The 15,344-nt window shown below is 47.8% G+C and carries 16 protein-coding genes; all 16 read left to right on the top strand.

Features of this window, described 5'->3' with window-relative positions; all coding sequences use genetic code 11:
* Positions 1 to 212 (top strand): hypothetical protein (locus tag QMD66_07270; protein ID MDI6822630.1); only part of this gene is annotated, 212 nt, incomplete at its 5' end.
* Positions 199 to 489: a 30S ribosomal protein S6 gene (rpsF, locus tag QMD66_07265; GenBank protein MDI6822629.1), complete on the top strand. Its 291-nt coding sequence runs from the start codon at positions 199 to 201 to the stop codon at positions 487 to 489. The genes QMD66_07270 and rpsF, both read left to right, overlap by 14 nt.
* Positions 490 to 509: 20 nt before the next feature.
* Positions 510 to 935 (top strand): single-stranded DNA-binding protein, encoded by a 426-nt coding sequence (locus QMD66_07260; GenBank protein ID MDI6822628.1) that lies wholly within the window; start codon positions 510 to 512, stop codon positions 933 to 935.
* Positions 936 to 967: 32 nt separating this feature from the next.
* Positions 968 to 1,198 carry a 30S ribosomal protein S18 gene (rpsR, locus tag QMD66_07255; GenBank protein ID MDI6822627.1) on the top strand — a complete coding sequence of 77 codons (231 nt, stop codon included), beginning with the start codon at positions 968 to 970 and terminating at the stop codon, positions 1,196 to 1,198.
* 113 nt (positions 1,199 to 1,311) lie between these two features.
* Positions 1,312 to 1,794 (top strand): 50S ribosomal protein L9, encoded by a 483-nt coding sequence (gene rplI, locus QMD66_07250; protein MDI6822626.1) that lies wholly within the window; start codon positions 1,312 to 1,314, stop codon positions 1,792 to 1,794.
* A gap of 7 nt (positions 1,795 to 1,801) precedes the next feature.
* Positions 1,802 to 3,133 (top strand): replicative DNA helicase, encoded by a 1,332-nt coding sequence (dnaB, locus tag QMD66_07245; GenBank protein MDI6822625.1) that lies wholly within the window; start codon positions 1,802 to 1,804, stop codon positions 3,131 to 3,133.
* A 212-nt stretch (positions 3,134 to 3,345) separates the two neighbouring features.
* Positions 3,346 to 4,698, top strand: coding sequence for an FAD-dependent oxidoreductase (locus QMD66_07240; GenBank protein MDI6822624.1), 1,353 nt, complete (start codon positions 3,346 to 3,348; stop codon positions 4,696 to 4,698).
* A gap of 36 nt (positions 4,699 to 4,734) precedes the next feature.
* Positions 4,735 to 6,006: an adenylosuccinate synthase gene (locus QMD66_07235; GenBank protein ID MDI6822623.1), complete on the top strand. Its 1,272-nt coding sequence runs from the start codon at positions 4,735 to 4,737 to the stop codon at positions 6,004 to 6,006.
* Between the two features lie 333 nt (positions 6,007 to 6,339).
* Positions 6,340 to 7,638, top strand: a complete 1,299-nt coding sequence (purD, locus tag QMD66_07230; GenBank protein ID MDI6822622.1) for a phosphoribosylamine--glycine ligase — start codon at positions 6,340 to 6,342, stop codon at positions 7,636 to 7,638.
* Positions 7,639 to 7,689: 51 nt separating this feature from the next.
* Positions 7,690 to 8,163, top strand: coding sequence for a 5-(carboxyamino)imidazole ribonucleotide mutase (purE, locus tag QMD66_07225; GenBank protein MDI6822621.1), 474 nt, complete (start codon positions 7,690 to 7,692; stop codon positions 8,161 to 8,163).
* 7 nt (positions 8,164 to 8,170) lie between these two features.
* On the top strand, positions 8,171 to 9,466 hold the full coding sequence (purB, locus tag QMD66_07220) for an adenylosuccinate lyase (GenBank protein MDI6822620.1): 1,296 nt from the start codon (positions 8,171 to 8,173) through the stop codon (positions 9,464 to 9,466).
* A 64-nt stretch (positions 9,467 to 9,530) separates the two neighbouring features.
* Positions 9,531 to 9,776, top strand: coding sequence for a phosphoribosylformylglycinamidine synthase subunit PurS (gene purS / locus QMD66_07215; protein MDI6822619.1), 246 nt, complete (start codon positions 9,531 to 9,533; stop codon positions 9,774 to 9,776).
* 137 nt (positions 9,777 to 9,913) lie between these two features.
* The gene (gene purQ / locus QMD66_07210) at positions 9,914 to 10,618 is read left to right on the top strand and encodes a phosphoribosylformylglycinamidine synthase subunit PurQ (GenBank protein MDI6822618.1); all 705 of its coding nucleotides are present in this window, start codon (positions 9,914 to 9,916) and stop codon (positions 10,616 to 10,618) included.
* Positions 10,588 to 12,819: a phosphoribosylformylglycinamidine synthase subunit PurL gene (gene purL / locus QMD66_07205; protein ID MDI6822617.1), complete on the top strand. Its 2,232-nt coding sequence runs from the start codon at positions 10,588 to 10,590 to the stop codon at positions 12,817 to 12,819. Before purQ ends, purL begins: the two co-directional genes overlap by 31 nt.
* A complete protein-coding gene (gene purF, locus QMD66_07200; GenBank protein ID MDI6822616.1) occupies positions 12,801 to 14,297 on the top strand; it encodes an amidophosphoribosyltransferase in 1,497 nt (498 codons plus the stop codon). Before purL ends, purF begins: the two co-directional genes overlap by 19 nt.
* Positions 14,294 to 15,283 carry a carbohydrate kinase family protein gene (locus QMD66_07195; protein MDI6822615.1) on the top strand — a complete coding sequence of 330 codons (990 nt, stop codon included), beginning with the start codon at positions 14,294 to 14,296 and terminating at the stop codon, positions 15,281 to 15,283. Before purF ends, QMD66_07195 begins: the two co-directional genes overlap by 4 nt.
* Positions 15,284 to 15,344: the final 61 nt, after the last annotated feature.

The following is a 15,344-nucleotide window of genomic DNA, read 5'->3' as shown; positions in this document are numbered from 1 at the left end:
CGCACGTACGGTTTGGAGGGGGGAGGAGCTGGGAAACCAACCAGCCCTTCCTACCTATCGAAGTGTTTGTACACTCTGCAATTGCAAATATCTTCCTTGCTCTAGAGTTCTGCCATTGCTATAATGTTTGGGGTTTAATCCTGCCCAAAAATAGTCAAGACCCTTCACTGTTTTCTTCAGAGCGAAGGAGGTGGATGATTGAGGGATTATGAGATAATGCTCATTCTCGATCCTACTCTGGAAAAGGAAGCGATAGAAAAAATTATCAAGAAGGTTGAAAATCTCATAAAAAAGTATAAAGGGAAAGTTGAGCAGGTAGATAAGTGGGGCAGACGCAAATTAGTCTATCCCATTCTCGAACAAGTTGAGGGATATTATCTGGTAATTAAGTTTAGGGGAATACCCGAGACCATAGCCGAGCTTCATAGAGTTTCCAAGCTCACCGATGAGGTTATGAGATACATAATCGTTCGTAGGGCTAAAACCTAAAAGATTTGGGGGGATCGAACTTGACCAATCTAAACAGGGTAATTTTAATTGGAAGGCTAACGAAGGATCCGGAACTCAGATTCACACCCAATGGAACTTCTGTGGCCAATTTCCGTATGGCTGTGAACAGGCGCTGGACCAATAGAGAGGGGGAGCGGATGGACAGCACGGATTTCTTCAAAGTTGTGGTTTGGGGGAGATTGGCTGAACTATGTAGTGAGCACATAACCAAGGGAAGCCCAGTGGCGGTGGAGGGAAGACTTCAGACAAGGTCCTGGGAGACGGAGGAGGGTCAGAGGAGATCGACCGTTGAAATAGTCGCGGAGAATGTGCAGTTTCTGGGTCGTCTCGGACCTCGCGAAAAAGAGGATGTCGAAGCCATCGAATCTCCCCCTGAGGAAGAATCCATAACTCAGGAGGAAGTTGGAGACGATATCCCCTTTTAGTGTAAAATTCCAGGCAATTGGATGGCGATGATATGGCCGATTATGTACGAAAACAGAAGAAAAAATACTGCATGTTTTGCAAAGAGAAGGTAGAATACATCGATTATAAAGATGTCAATTTGCTCAAGAGATTCCTTTCGGATAAGGGAAAGATTAGACCCAAAAGGACCACGGGAAATTGTGCTCAACACCAAAGGAAACTATCCATGGCCATAAAAAGAGCGAGGGAGATGGCTCTTTTACCATACACCATTCGGAAGTGAGAACAGAAAGTCGAACATAAATTTGGGATGAATCTTATTTGACTCTTATTGTGAATTAAAACAATAATAGAAAGTGTGTTTGGGTTTAGTTGTCGCGAAGCGACGAGAGGAATATGAAACGCGTAAAGATTATCCTGAGGAAAGATATTGAAACCTTGGGAAATGAAGGGGATGTCGTGGAGGTAGCTCCAGGTTATGCCCGAAATTTTTTGATACCCCAAGGTTTAGCGGTTGAGGCTACCGAGGCGAATATACAACAACTGGAAATTCAGAGAAGTGCTCTTGCTCGGAAGGAAGCTCAAGAGAGGGCAGAGTGGGAGGAGATTGCTAAGAGACTAGAGGGTCAAAGCATTGAAATCTTGATGAAAGCCGGTAGGGAGGGGAGACTCTATGGGGCGGTAACGGCCAAAGATATTGCCGAGGCCATTTCGAAACAGAAGGAAATAGCGTTGGATAAGAGGAAAGTGGTCTTGGATGAGCCCATTAAATTCCTTGGCACCTATCCCATAACCCTCAAAATTTATCCCAATATTGAAGCAAAAATTAATCTTCAAGTGACGGGAGAAGGAGAGTCCCATGATGAGGATGCCGGATGACAGCAGGGTGGATATTACCACCTCTCTGGAGAGAATCCCCCCACATAATCTTGAGGCGGAACAAAGCCTGCTCGGATCCATTCTCATTTCCGCTGATGCCATTCCGCTGGCCATGGAGATAGTAAAACCTGAAGATTTTTATCGAGAGGCCCATAGACATGTATATGAAGCGATCGTAAATCTTTATGCCAGGGGCGAGCCAGCGGATCCCATAACCACCGCCGAAGAATTAAAAGCGAGAGGAGTTTTGGAACAGGTGGGAGGAAAACCCTATCTCCATACATTGGTGAGCATCGTTCCCACGGCGGCCAATGCAAAATATTATGCCCAAATCGTCGAGCGAAATGGAATTTTAAGATCTTTGATTAAAGTGGCTACCAAGATCGCCGATTTGAGTTACCAAGCTCCTGAAGATGTTGAAACGGTAATCGATAAGGCCGAGAGTTTGCTCTTTGGGGTCTCTCAGAAGAGGATATCCGAGAAGTTCATCCATATAAAGGATTTGCTCACTGAGAGCTTCGAACAGATCGAGAAATTATATGAGAAAAGAGCCCACGTTACCGGAGTTCCCACCGGCTTTGTGGAATTGGATGAGCTCACTTCCGGTCTTCATCCTTCCGATTTAATCGTGGTCGCAGCGAGACCCTCGATGGGAAAGACCAGCTTAGCCTTGGGAATAGCTCAAAATGTGGCCTTAGAGGAGAAAATCCCCGTGGCCATCTTCAGTTTAGAGATGTCCCGTCAGCAGTTGGTTCAACGTCTGATGTGCTCGGAGGCAAGGGTGGACGCCCAGGCTCTAAGAACGGGTAACCTAAAAGAGGAGGACTGGCCAAAGCTCTCCAACGCTGTTGGTCGACTGGCGGAGGCCCCCATCTTCATCGATGATACACCAAATATCACCATCATGGAGGTAAGGGCCAAAGCCCGAAGACTTATGGCCAAAGAGAAATTGGGACTCATCATCGTGGATTATCTTCAGCTCATGCAGGGAGATAGCAGAAGTGAAAATCGCCAGCAGGAGATATCGGAGATCTCTCGAGCCTTGAAGATTTTGGGTCGTGAATTGAATGTACCCGTCATAGCCGTGTCCCAACTTTCTAGAGCCGTTGAACAACGTCAGGATAAAAGACCTCTCTTAAGTGACCTTAGAGAATCTGGAGCTATAGAGCAGGACTCAGATCTGGTAATATTCATCTATCGGGACGAATATTACAATAGAGACTCGGAGGATAAAGGCACTGCCGAGATCCTCATCGGCAAACATCGGAATGGTCCCACCGGTGTGGTCAAACTCGCTTTCTTGGAGCACTATGCGAAGTTTGCCAGCCTCGCTAGGTAGCTCAGGGGCTCTGTGGACCAGTTCTTCTTGACTTTGCTGGTGCTTTATACTATGCTAAATAACGGGATTTTCCAGGTGTTTTATGCTGTTCGTCGGCAGGCAAGTTGGAGACGATACACATTTAGTAAGATGCTCAGATGGATGCGGATGCTTCTGTTTGAGTTATTTTTTTGTGCTCATTTAAGTTCATCAACCGAAAAAGGTGATTTAGAGTGCAGAAGTACGATGTGATTATCGTTGGTGCAGGTCCAGCCGGAATCTTTGCCGCTCTTGAGCTCTCGCGGAAAGGCAATCTTTCCATCGCCATAATGGAGAAGGGCGAGGATATAAACAATAGGACTCGGGAACCATCGAGTATCAACTCCGGTTGGGGAGGAGCGGGTGCCTTTAGCGATGGAAAGCTCAACCTCTCCACCGAAATTGGCGGATGGCTCAATCAATACATCTCCCGCCAGGAATTGGGCGATTTAATCGATTATGTTGACCAAATCTATTTGGATTTTGGAGCACCAAAGGAATCATATGAAGCCGATGAGATAACCTTGGGGAGGTTGAAGCGCAAAGCGGTCTCGGCGGATTTAATTCTGACCCCCACGCGGATTCGACATCTGGGAACGGATATTTGTGGCAAGGTCCTTCTCAATATACGAAAATATTTTGATGGAAAGGTCGAGGTCAAGGCAAATACCAATGTAAAACACATTCTCACCGAAGATCGCACTGCGGTGGGGGTTGAAACAGATAAGGGTCAGAAAATAAGGGCAAAATATGTCATCGTCGCCCCCGGTCGCGAGGGTGCGGAATGGCTGACCTCCGAAGTGCAACGTTTAAAGCTTACCCTTCAGGCGAATGCCGTGGATTTGGGCGTAAGATTGGAGGTGCCCGCTGTGGTCATGGAGCCTCTCACCAAAGAGCTCTACGAACCAAAGCTGATCTACTATTCCAGATCCTTTGAAGATCAAGTACGTCTCTTTTGCGCCTGTCCATATGGTGTGGTTTCCAGGGAGACCTACGGGGATGTGATCACCGTCAATGGTCACTCCTATCGAGATGCGAGAACGGAAAATACTAATTTTGCCTTGTTAGTCTCCACGACATTTACGGAGCCCTTTCATGAACCAATTGCCTATGGTAAATACATCGCCCGCCTTGCCAATCTCTTGGGAGAAGGAATAATCATTCAGCGATTGGGAGATCTTCAGGCCGGGCGGAGATCGACGGAGAGCCGCATCCGTAAAGGTACCGTGAAACCCACCCTTAGTGAGGCTACACCGGGAGATTTAAGCTTCGTTTTACCCTACAGGTGCTTGACGGATATCTTGGAGATGATAGAGGTTTTAGATAGGATCGTACCCGGTGTAAACTCAAAAAATACTCTACTATATGGAGTAGAGGTGAAGTTTTATTCCTCAAGAGTTAAGCTAGAATCCACTCTAGAGACAGAGATAAAAAATCTTTATGCCATAGGAGATGGAGCGGGGATCACCCGTGGTCTCGTTCAATCCTCTGCTTCGGGAATAATAGCCGCTCGATCCATTCTCAGTCGGGGGTCTGTTAGTGGGTAGTTGGTCCCAACTCCTCACTAAATTGGGGGTGTTAGAGTGCCGGGAATTGTGCTCATTGGGACGCAGTGGGGCGATGAAGGAAAGGGGAAGGTAACTGACTTTCTCGCTGACGATATGCATATGGTGGTCCGCTATAATGGTGGGGATAATGCGGGACACACAGTCGTTGAAACCGACCACGAATTCAGATTCCATTTAATTCCCTCAGGGATACTTTATTCCCACATAACCTCGGTTATCGCCGATGGAGTCGTGGTCAATCCCAAGGTTCTCATCGAGGAAATAGATGGCCTCGAAGCCAGGGGGGTAAGCACTAAAAAACTCTTCGTGAGCGGTAATGCCCATCTCATCATGCCCTATCATCTGGTATTGGATAGGGCAGTTGAGCTCCAGTTGGGCAAGGCGAAGATCGGCACCACTCGAAAGGGCATCGGACCCACATATGCGGATAAAGCCGCTCGCGTCGGAATTAGAGTGCAGGATCTCTTGGATATGAAGATCTTTCGCAAGAAGCTAAAGCAGGCTTTGGAAATAAAGAATGCCATCTTAATGAAGATATACGAGCTTGAGCCGCTGGATGACGAGAAGATCATCTCCGATTATATGTACTATGCAAAGCGGTTGGAGCCCTATATCACCGATACCTCATTGATGATAAATCAAGCCTTGGACGAAGGAAAAAATGTTTTATTCGAAGGCGCTCAAGGCACCTTGCTCGATCTCGATCATGGGACGTATCCCTTCGTTACTTCTTCCTCACCCGTTGCCGGCGGAGCATGTGTGGGAGCCGGGGTGGGACCACCCAAGATCGATAAGGTGATTGGTGTGGCCAAAGCCTACGTCACCCGTGTGGGATCGGGTCCCTTCCCCACAGAGCAAGGCGATGAAATAGGGGAGAAAATGCGTCAAATTGGCGTGGAGTATGGCACGACCACAGGACGCCCTCGTCGCTGTGGCTGGTTTGACGCCGTTCTTCTTAAGTATGCCGTCTTGGTCAATGGAATAAACGGCATAGCCCTGACAAAACTCGATGTACTCTCCACTTTTAAGACCCTAAAGATTTGCGTAGGCTACGAATATGAAGGGAAATTCTATCCCCATTTTCCACCTCACCAGACAATTTTTCACAAGTGTATACCGATTTATGAAGAACTTGAAGGCTGGCAGCGGGATATCTCTGATATAAAGCGATATGAGAATCTGCCCCCGGCTGCAAAGCGATATATCTCAAGGATAAAAGAGTTGGCGGAGGTGCCAATCGAGATGATCTCGGTCGGCCCCAGGCGGGATCAAACCATCATACCTTAATGGTTTCGCAGAATAGTATGGATTTACCGTTTCGCTTCACCCCAATGCCTTCGGCACTTCGCAAAGCTCTAAACGTTAGGCGAAGTAATTAATAAGGTAGAATATAATGAAAGTACGTGAAGTCATTAAAATGATTGAAGCCGATACTTTGAACAGTATCTGGAAGCAGGCACAATTAAAGAAAAAGGAGGTAAAGTAACCATATGTGGTTATTAGGTAAGAATATTGAATCCATATGAAATCGTTCGTTGGTTGAGGGGTAAACATGAAAGTTTGGAAGTGTTTAAAAGATAGGCAATTTCTAATTTACTAATTTATGGGAGGATTAATTCGGTGAGGGTATTCGTCATAGGTGGAGGTGGGCGTGAGCATTCCCTTGTGTGGAAGATAAGCAAGAGCCCTCTCGTTGGTGAAATCTATTGCGCTCCCGGGAATGCTGGAATATCGGAATTAGCCCACTGTGTAAATATCGACATTCATGATAATGATGCCCTTGCTGATTTCGCTTGGGGCAAGAAAATTGACCTTACCGTTGTGGGTCCCGAAGTCCCCCTAGTGGAAGGTATCACCGATGTTTTTGAGGCGAGAGGCCTTCGCATCTTCGGTCCCCGCAAGCAGGCCGCTTTAATCGAGGGGAGCAAGAGTTTTGCCAAGGCCATCATGGAGAAATATGGCATCCCCACGGGTGATGGGGTGGTCTTCACCGATTATGAAGAGGCGGTTGCCTATGTCAAACGCCATAATTCCCCCTTTGCCGTAAAAGCCGATGGACTTGCGGGAGGCAAAGGCGTAACCCTCGTCTTCGATCAGGAGGCAGCCATCAGTGCCCTTAAGGATCGTCTCATTCACGGTAAATTCGGTTCCGCGGGGAAGAAGGTCATCATAGAGGAGTATCTTGAAGGAGAGGAGGTCTCGGTATTTGCCTTTACCGATGGTCGCACCGTGCTTCCCATGATCCCCGCTCAGGATTATAAACGGGTTTTTGATGGAGATAAGGGTCCCAATACTGGTGGAATGGGTTCTTACTCGCCCGTTTCCATCGTCACCAAAGAAATCCATGAGGAAATTATCACCGGAATCCTCGAACCAGCAATCGCCGGTTTATTTAAAGAGGGTTTGGAGTACAAAGGTGTCCTCTATGGAGGTCTCATCCTAACCTCCGAGGGACCCAAGGTTTTGGAATTTAACTGCCGATTTGGAGACCCCGAAAACCAGGCGATCCTTCCTCTTTTGGAAAGCGATCTCGTTGAAATCATGCTCGCTGTGACGGAGGGCAATCTTTCAGGATACAAGCTCCAGTGGCTACCCAGTAGGTGTGTCACCGTGGTTATTGCTTCTGGAGGCTACCCTGGGAGTTATAAAGAGGGGTTTGAAATCAACGGGTTGAAGGAAGCATCCCAGGTCCCAGGAGTCCAAATTTTCCACGCCGGCACCGCCCTTGAGGATGGAAAGCCGGTGACTGCAGGTGGCAGGGTTCTCAATGTGAGTGCAGTTGGCTCCTCCTTTGAGGAAGCGAGAAAACGTGCCTATGAAGCCGTGGGAAAAATCCACTTTGAAGGGATGCATTACAGAAGAGATATTGCTCTCAGAGCCACACAGAAGGAAGAGAGAAGTCTAGGGGGAGGAGTCTAGACTCTAGACTTATCCCTCATCCCTTATGAGGTTAGGAAAGGGAGAATAATTATGGCAAAGCCACTGGTTGGAATAGTTATGGGGAGTGCCACCGATAAATCCGTGATGGATGAAGCGAAGTCCATCTTGAGGAAGTTCGGTATTCCCTGCGAAGAGAGGATCCTATCGGCTCATCGGGCTCCAAAGCTCGTTCGTGATTATGCTTCAATGGCTGAGGAGAAGGGACTGGAGGTAATCATCGCAGGTGCGGGAAAAGCTGCTCACTTGGCCGGGGTTATCGCCTCCCACACCACACTACCAGTGATTGGGGTACCCTTGAGCTCGAAGGATCTTGGTGGCTTGGACTCACTCCTCTCCATAGTTCAGATGCCCCATGGGGTACCCGTGGCCACGGTGGCCATCGGGGGCGCAAAAAATGCGGCAATTCTTGCGGCTCAAATTCTGGCTCTCAAGTATCCCGATGTTCGAAAAAAGTTAAGGGAATTCAAAGGTGATCTGGCGGCCCAATACGGGGAGGGGAAGTAGAAGATATATGATAGATCGCTATTGCCTACCCCGTATGAAAGCCATTTGGGGCGTCAAAAATAAATATCAAAAGTGGCTGGAGATAGAGATACTCGCCTGCGAAGCTCAGGCGAAACTGGGCAAGATTCCCGAAGTGGCCGTGGGAGAGATCAAAGCTAAAGCGGGATTCGATCTGGAACGGATAGATGAAATCGAGAGGGAAACTCGCCATGATGTCATCGCCTTCTTAACGAATGTAGCGGAGCACGTCGGACCGGCCTCCCGATTTATCCACTATGGGATGACCTCTTCGGATATCCTCGATACGGGTCTTGCCCTTCAAATGGTGGAAGCCGCGAATATCTTGATTGCGGATATACAAAAACTCATGGATGTGCTCAAGCGTCGAGCCATCGAACACAAGGATACGGTGATGATCGGACGTACCCACGGAATCCATGCCGAGCCCATCACCTTCGGTTTTAAATTGGTTCTATGGATCTTTGAAATGAAGAGAAACCTCCGCCGCCTCAAGAGTGCTCGGGAGACCATCAGGTATGGCAAGATCTCGGGAACCGTGGGCACTTACGCCAATGTCGATCCCTATGTTGAAGAGTACGTTTGCAATAAATTGGGTTTAAGACCGGCTCAGGTATCAACCCAGATTTTACAGAGGGATAGGCACGCTGAATTTTTAACCACTCTGGGGATAATAGCTTCCTCCTTGGATAAATTCGCCACCGAGATTCGGAATCTTCAGAGGAGCGATATTTTGGAGGTCGAAGAACCCTTCGCCAAAGGGCAGAAGGGTTCTTCGGCGATGCCCCATAAGCGAAACCCCATCATCTGCGAGCGCATATCGGGCTTGGCGCGGATCGTTCGGGCAAATGCCTTCAGTGCCTTGGAGAATATTTCCTTGTGGCATGAGCGGGATATCTCCCATTCCTCAGTGGAGCGGGTGATTATCCCGGATAGTACCCTTCTTTTGGATTACATGCTCAATAAATTCACCGAAGTCATGGAGGGCTTAATCGTTTACCCCGAAAATATGAGAAAGAATTTGGAGAAAACAGGGGGAATTATCTTTTCCCAGAGAGTGCTCTTAAGACTGGTGGGAAAGGGTCTTTCTCGGGAAGAGGCTTACCGATTGGTGCAAACCAATGCCATGAGGGTCTGGCATGTTAAGGAAAATTTTAAAGACCTGCTCCTCAAGGATACTGAGATAACTAAGTACCTTTCCCCTGCGGAAATCGAGGACTGTTTCGACTTGCGATATTATTTACGGAATATCGATACCATCTTCAAGAGATTGGAAACCCTTTAATCATTGAACGGAAGGTTCTAGGTTCAAGGTTATGTAGCTTCATTTACTTCTTTGTGGGGGGCAAATGCCAAAAGTAAAAGTGTATGTAACCTTAAAACCAGGGATTTTAGATCCCCAGGGGACGACGGTAGCGAAGGCTTTAAAATCTTTGGGATTTCGAGATGTAGAAGATGTTCGAATTGGCAAGTTCATCGAGCTTTACATGAGCGATGTTGAAGAAGATGAGATTCCCCAACAGGTCGAAGAGATGTGTCGAAAGCTCCTCGCCAACCCGGTTATCGAGAATTATTCCTTTGAGATCGAGAAATAACACAGAAGAATCCTTGAATGGAAGAGATAAAAGAATTATAGGCTAGATATAAATCTTGCATTTTGCATTGACTTTCAAATACTTTCAAATTTGCTGCATGATCATCTAAAGACAGAAAAATATTCTGGGGGAATTAAGTGAAATTTGGAGTTGTGGTCTTTCCCGGTTCTAACTGTGATCAGGATTGCTACCATGCTTGCCGGGTGATGGGAGCGGATGTGGACTACATTTGGCATGGAGATGTGGATCTCTCGAATTTTGACTGTATTATCCTACCTGGTGGTTTCTCTTATGGGGATTATCTTCGAACCGGAGCCATCGCCCGCTTCTCTCCGGTGATGAAAGCCGTTGAAAGATACGCCCGGCGTGGTGGATTAGTTTTGGGCATTTGCAATGGATTTCAAATTCTTTTAGAGGCGGGTCTTTTGCCCGGGGCCATGCTTCGTAACAAAAGCCTCAAATTCATTTGCAAATATGTGAACGTCAGGGTGGAGAACGACCGTACCCCATGGACACGTGCCACAAAGATAGGAGATGTACTCAAGCTTCCCATTGCCCATCATGATGGCAATTACTTTGTAGACCAGAAAATCCTATTAGAACTCCAAGATGGCGGTCAAATAATTTTAAGATATTGTGACCAGGAGGGTCGAGTTACCGAAGAGGCAAATCCCAATGGTGCTTTGGATAATATCGCCGGGATATGTAACAAAGATGGTAACATTTTTGGACTCATGCCCCATCCCGAAAGAGCTATGGAATCATTTTTGGGATCAGAAGATGGGAGAATGATTTTTGAAGGGTTGACTAAATGTCGGAAGTTTACAGAGAACTTGGATTAAAGAGGGAGGAGTACGACCGCATCGTCGATATCCTGGGGCGAAAGCCGAACTTTTTGGAACTGGCCATGTATTCGGTGATGTGGTCGGAGCACTGTGCCTATAAGCATTCCAAACCCGTTCTGACCATCCTTCCCACTCAAGCCCCTCATGTCCTGCAAGGTCCAGGTGAAAATGCCGGGGTCATCGATATAGGCGATGGTCTAGCTGTTGTCTTTAAAGTAGAATCACACAATCACCCCAGCGCCATCGAACCCTTTCAAGGCGCGGCGACCGGTGTAGGTGGCATAATCCGCGACATCTTGGCCATGGGAGCGAGGCCCATTGCCCTTTTGGATTCCCTTCGTTTCGGTTCACCTCAAAAATCGAAGGTTAAGTATCTTCTTGAGCAGGTCGTCGCTGGTATAAGTGCTTACGGCAATAGCACGGGGGTGCCCACCGTGGGGGGCGAGGTCTATTTCGAAGACGCTTATGAGGGAAATCCTCTGGTCAATGTGATGTGTGTGGGATTGGCGAAGCACAATGAGTTCGTTAAAGGAGTGGCCAAGGGAAGGGGGAATTTGATTCTCCTCATAGGATCGAAGACGGGTCGGGACGGCATTGGTGGGGTGAGCACCCTCGCATCTCGCGAATTTGGCGAGGAAGCCGAAGAAAAACGTCCATCCGTCCAGGTGGGTGACCCCTTCACCGAGAAACTCCTCATTGAAGCCTGTCTTGAGCTCATGGAGAAAAAGCTTTTGGTGGGCTTGCAGGACCTTGGTGGAGCCGGTCTCACCTGTGCCACTTGCGAGACTGCAAGCAGAGCAGGGATGGGCATGGACGTGGACGTTTTAAAGGTACCACGCAGGGAAAGGGACATGAAGCCCTGGGAGGTGATGATTTCGGAGTCTCAGGAAAGAATGCTGGCCATTGCGACTCCTAAAAATATGAAAAAAGCAATAGATATCTGCCACAGGTGGGGTCTTGATGCCACCGTGGTCGGTAAAGTCACCAATACCGGTATCTTAAGGATTTTTGAGGGGAAGGACATAGTTGGTCAGATGCCCACAAGATCCTTAGCTCACGATGCCCCCATCTATTATGCTCAGGCTGAAAAGCCAGCTTATGTTGACGAACTTCAAAAATATGACCTCACGAGGTTGGAGGTCCCTTCCGATTTCAATGAGGTTCTTTTGGATCTTCTCTCTTCGCCGAATATCTGCAGCCGCAAATGGATTTACGAGCAATACGATCACATGGTTCAGGTAAATACGGTTGTTTTGCCCGGCTCGGATGCCTCCGTTTTGCGGATCAAGGGAACCAATAAGGGTCTTGCCCTGACCGTAGATTGTAATGGTCGCTATTGCTATTTGGATCCCTTCATTGGGGCCAAAATTGCCGTCGCTGAAGCCGCACGAAATCTGGTTTGCTCGGGAGCCAAGTCCTTGGCTGTCAGCGATTGTTTGAATTTCGGTAGTCCCGAAAAACCCGAAATTTTCTGGCAATTTAGGGAAGCTGTTAGGGGCTTAAGTGAAGCTTGTACAGAGCTTGGGATACCCGTGGTCAGCGGAAATGTAAGCTTTTACAATGAATCCTTTGGAGAAGCCATTTACCCAACGCCCACCGTTGGGATGGTGGGAATTTTAGAGGACATCTCGCATCGCTGCACCTTGAGTTTTAAGGAGGAAGACAGCGTCATCGCCCTTTTGGGGATAACCTTGCCCGAATTGGGTGGAAGCGAATATTTAAAGGTGGTTCACAATTTAGTCGCTGGTTCTCCTCCCATTTTGGATATGGGAAGGGAAATTGGCGTCCAAAGACTTTGCTTGAAGGCAATTCAAGAGGAATTGATCCTTTCAGCTCATGATTGTTCCGAAGGAGGACTCGCCGTTACCTTGGCTGAGTGTTGCATCACCGGAGGTCTTGGCGCAATGGTCAGGATACAGGATACAGGATACAGGATACAAGAAAATCCAAAATCTCCCAATTCCCAACTCCCATCTCCCAACTTATTATTCAGTGAGTCGCAATCGAGAATAATTGTTTCCCTTAGGGAGGAAAACTTACCCAAATTAGAGAAATTAGCCAGAGAGTTTAGAGTCCCGGTGACCATTCTAGGGCGGGTAGGTGGAAATGCACTGGTCATTGATGATAAAATCAATTTGCAGGTGAGCAATTTAGCGAGAAGGTGGCAAGAAGCACTGGAATGTCTGGTCAAATTGTAAAGGGCCATGGGTCAAGAGTCATGGGTCAAAAGTCATGGGTCAAGAGTCAACCCTATTCTCTGAACTCTGAGAGAAATGAGGCCTGTGGTGTCTTCGGAATTTATGCATCAGGAGAGGATGTAGCCCGGCTCACCTATTTCGGACTTCATGGTCTCCAGCATCGCGGGCAAGAGAGCGCGGGAATAGCGGTTGCCGATGGTTCTTCGATCTCCATCTTTAAGGATATGGGACTCGTACCTCAGGTTTTCGATGAGCAAAGCTTGGCTTCCCTCAAAGGGCATATCGCCGTGGGGCACGTCCGTTACTCTACCACTGGCTCGACACGTTTGGAAAACGCTCAACCCATCGAGAAGCCATATCTTAAAGGAACTCTGGCCATCGCCCACAACGGGAATCTCATTAACACACAACAGCTTCGGGAGATGCTTCTCGGGGAAGGTATCCGGCTCCAATCCACAAGCGATAGCGAGGTAATCGCGGCATTGGTGGCTAAATATGCCCATCTCGGGATCGGTGAAGCCATCAGAAGGGCCATGAAATTCCTTCGAGGCGCCTATTCCGTCGTCATTTTGACCGAGGATAAGCTCGTTGCCATCCGTGATCCCTATGGGATTCGTCCCCTAGGTATAGGGAAATTGGGGAGGTATTTCGTGATCTCCTCGGAAACCTGTGGCCTCGATATCGTGGGAGCGAAGTACCTGAGAGATATCGAACCCGGGGAAATGGTGGTGATAAATGAGGATGGGATCCACATCGAACAAGCTATGCCTCTGGCCAAGCCTTCCCTGTGTATCTTTGAATTCATTTACTTTGCCCGTCCGGATAGTTCTCTCTATGGCAGGAATCTTTACTATGCTCGAAAATCCATGGGAATAAGGTTGGCGCAGGAAGCGCCCGCCGATGCAGATTTAGTCATCGGCGTCCCCGATACCGGTACATCTGCGGCGGTGGGATTCGCTGAAGAATCGGGGATACCCTTTGGCGAAGGGCTAATCAAAAATAGATATATTGGGAGAACTTTCATCGAGCCCAGTCAAAGAATGCGCCAGATGGGAATTCGGCTCAAGCTCAATCCCTTACGGGAGGTCATCAAGGGGAAGCGTCTAATTGTGGTGGATGACTCCATTGTTCGAGGTAATACCACTAAAAAGATCATTCGAATCTTGAAGGAAGCCGGCGCAACGGAGGTGCACATGAGGATAAGCTCTCCACCCATTAAATATCCCTGCTTTTATGGCATCGACACCGCAAATCGCTCGGAACTCATCGCTTCCACAAAAAGTGTGGAGGAGATAAGGGAGTTCATTGGAGCGGATAGCCTCCATTACCTGAGCATAGAGGCTTTGGTAGCCTCCACCAGGCGACCTTATGAGGATTTTTGTCTCGCTTGCTTTGATGGAGTTTATCCCATAAGAATTCCCAAGGATTTAAAGATCACCAAGTTCATGCTAGAGAAGGAACCATCGGTTGTGGAATGAAAGACGTCATAGGCCTCGGGGCTTTGAATGTTGATTTCATCTATGAGGTGGCTGGCCTCGAACTGGGTGAAGGAGGTATAAAGTTTCGGTCAGGTGCCGAGATTTTCACTGATTTGAAGGAATTCGATTCCGCCAAACGCCTTTTACAAAATGTGGGAAAATTGCGAGGTAAAAGTGGAGGCGGTCAGGCCGCAAATACGGTTGTGGCACTATCCAGAATGGGTTTCTCCACGGGTTTTGTGGGAAAGGTGGGGAGGGATAGCGAAGGTGATTTTTTAATCCGCAGCATGATGGGTGTGGATACCAGTAGAATCCTGAAGAATGAACGCAGCGGCATCTGCCTTTCCGTACTCGATGAATTCAAGGATAGATCGACCTTAATCCTCCCGAATTGTAATGATACTTTAACCTTCCATGAAATCGATTTGGATTACATCAAGGATACACAATTTTTGCACATGACTTCTTTCATCGGTGACTTACCCCTCATGGCGCAGAGAAGGATTGCCGAAGAGATCTTCCCCGATGTAAAGATCACCTTTGATCCGGGCGAAATCTATGCCAAGCGGAACTTAAGGGAAATACTTCCCATAATAAAGAGAAGTTTTGCGATCTTCATCACCGATAGAGAAATTGAGCTTTTGACCGGCGAGGATTTTTCCACGGGTGCCAAGGAGTTGTTGAACATGGGATGCTCCATCATTGCTTGCAAACTCGGCGAGCGAGGATCCCATATTTTATCCCAGACGCAGGAATTCAGCATTCCAGCCGAAAGGGTTGAAGTAATGGACAAGACGGGAGCTGGAGATGTTTATGCTGCAGGGTTTTTAGCTGGTCTACTTTTGGAGCGACCATTATATGAGTGTGCCAAGCTCGCCACCAAAGCGGCAGCTCTGAGCATAACGGGATATGGGAGGGGGAAATACCCCGATAAGCTGTTCTTAACCCAGGTTTTAAGGAATTTGAGTCAGCCCTCAGAGAATTAAAAATTTAGGTAATTCCTATACATCTGGTACTGGTTTGACCAACAGTTGCACGATAAGGGCA

Source organism: Actinomycetota bacterium (genome assembly GCA_030018275.1).
In the GTDB taxonomy this organism is placed as follows: domain Bacteria; phylum Actinomycetota; class Aquicultoria; order Subteraquimicrobiales; family Subteraquimicrobiaceae; genus Subteraquimicrobium.
This window is presented reverse-complemented; position numbering and strand designations above follow the sequence as displayed.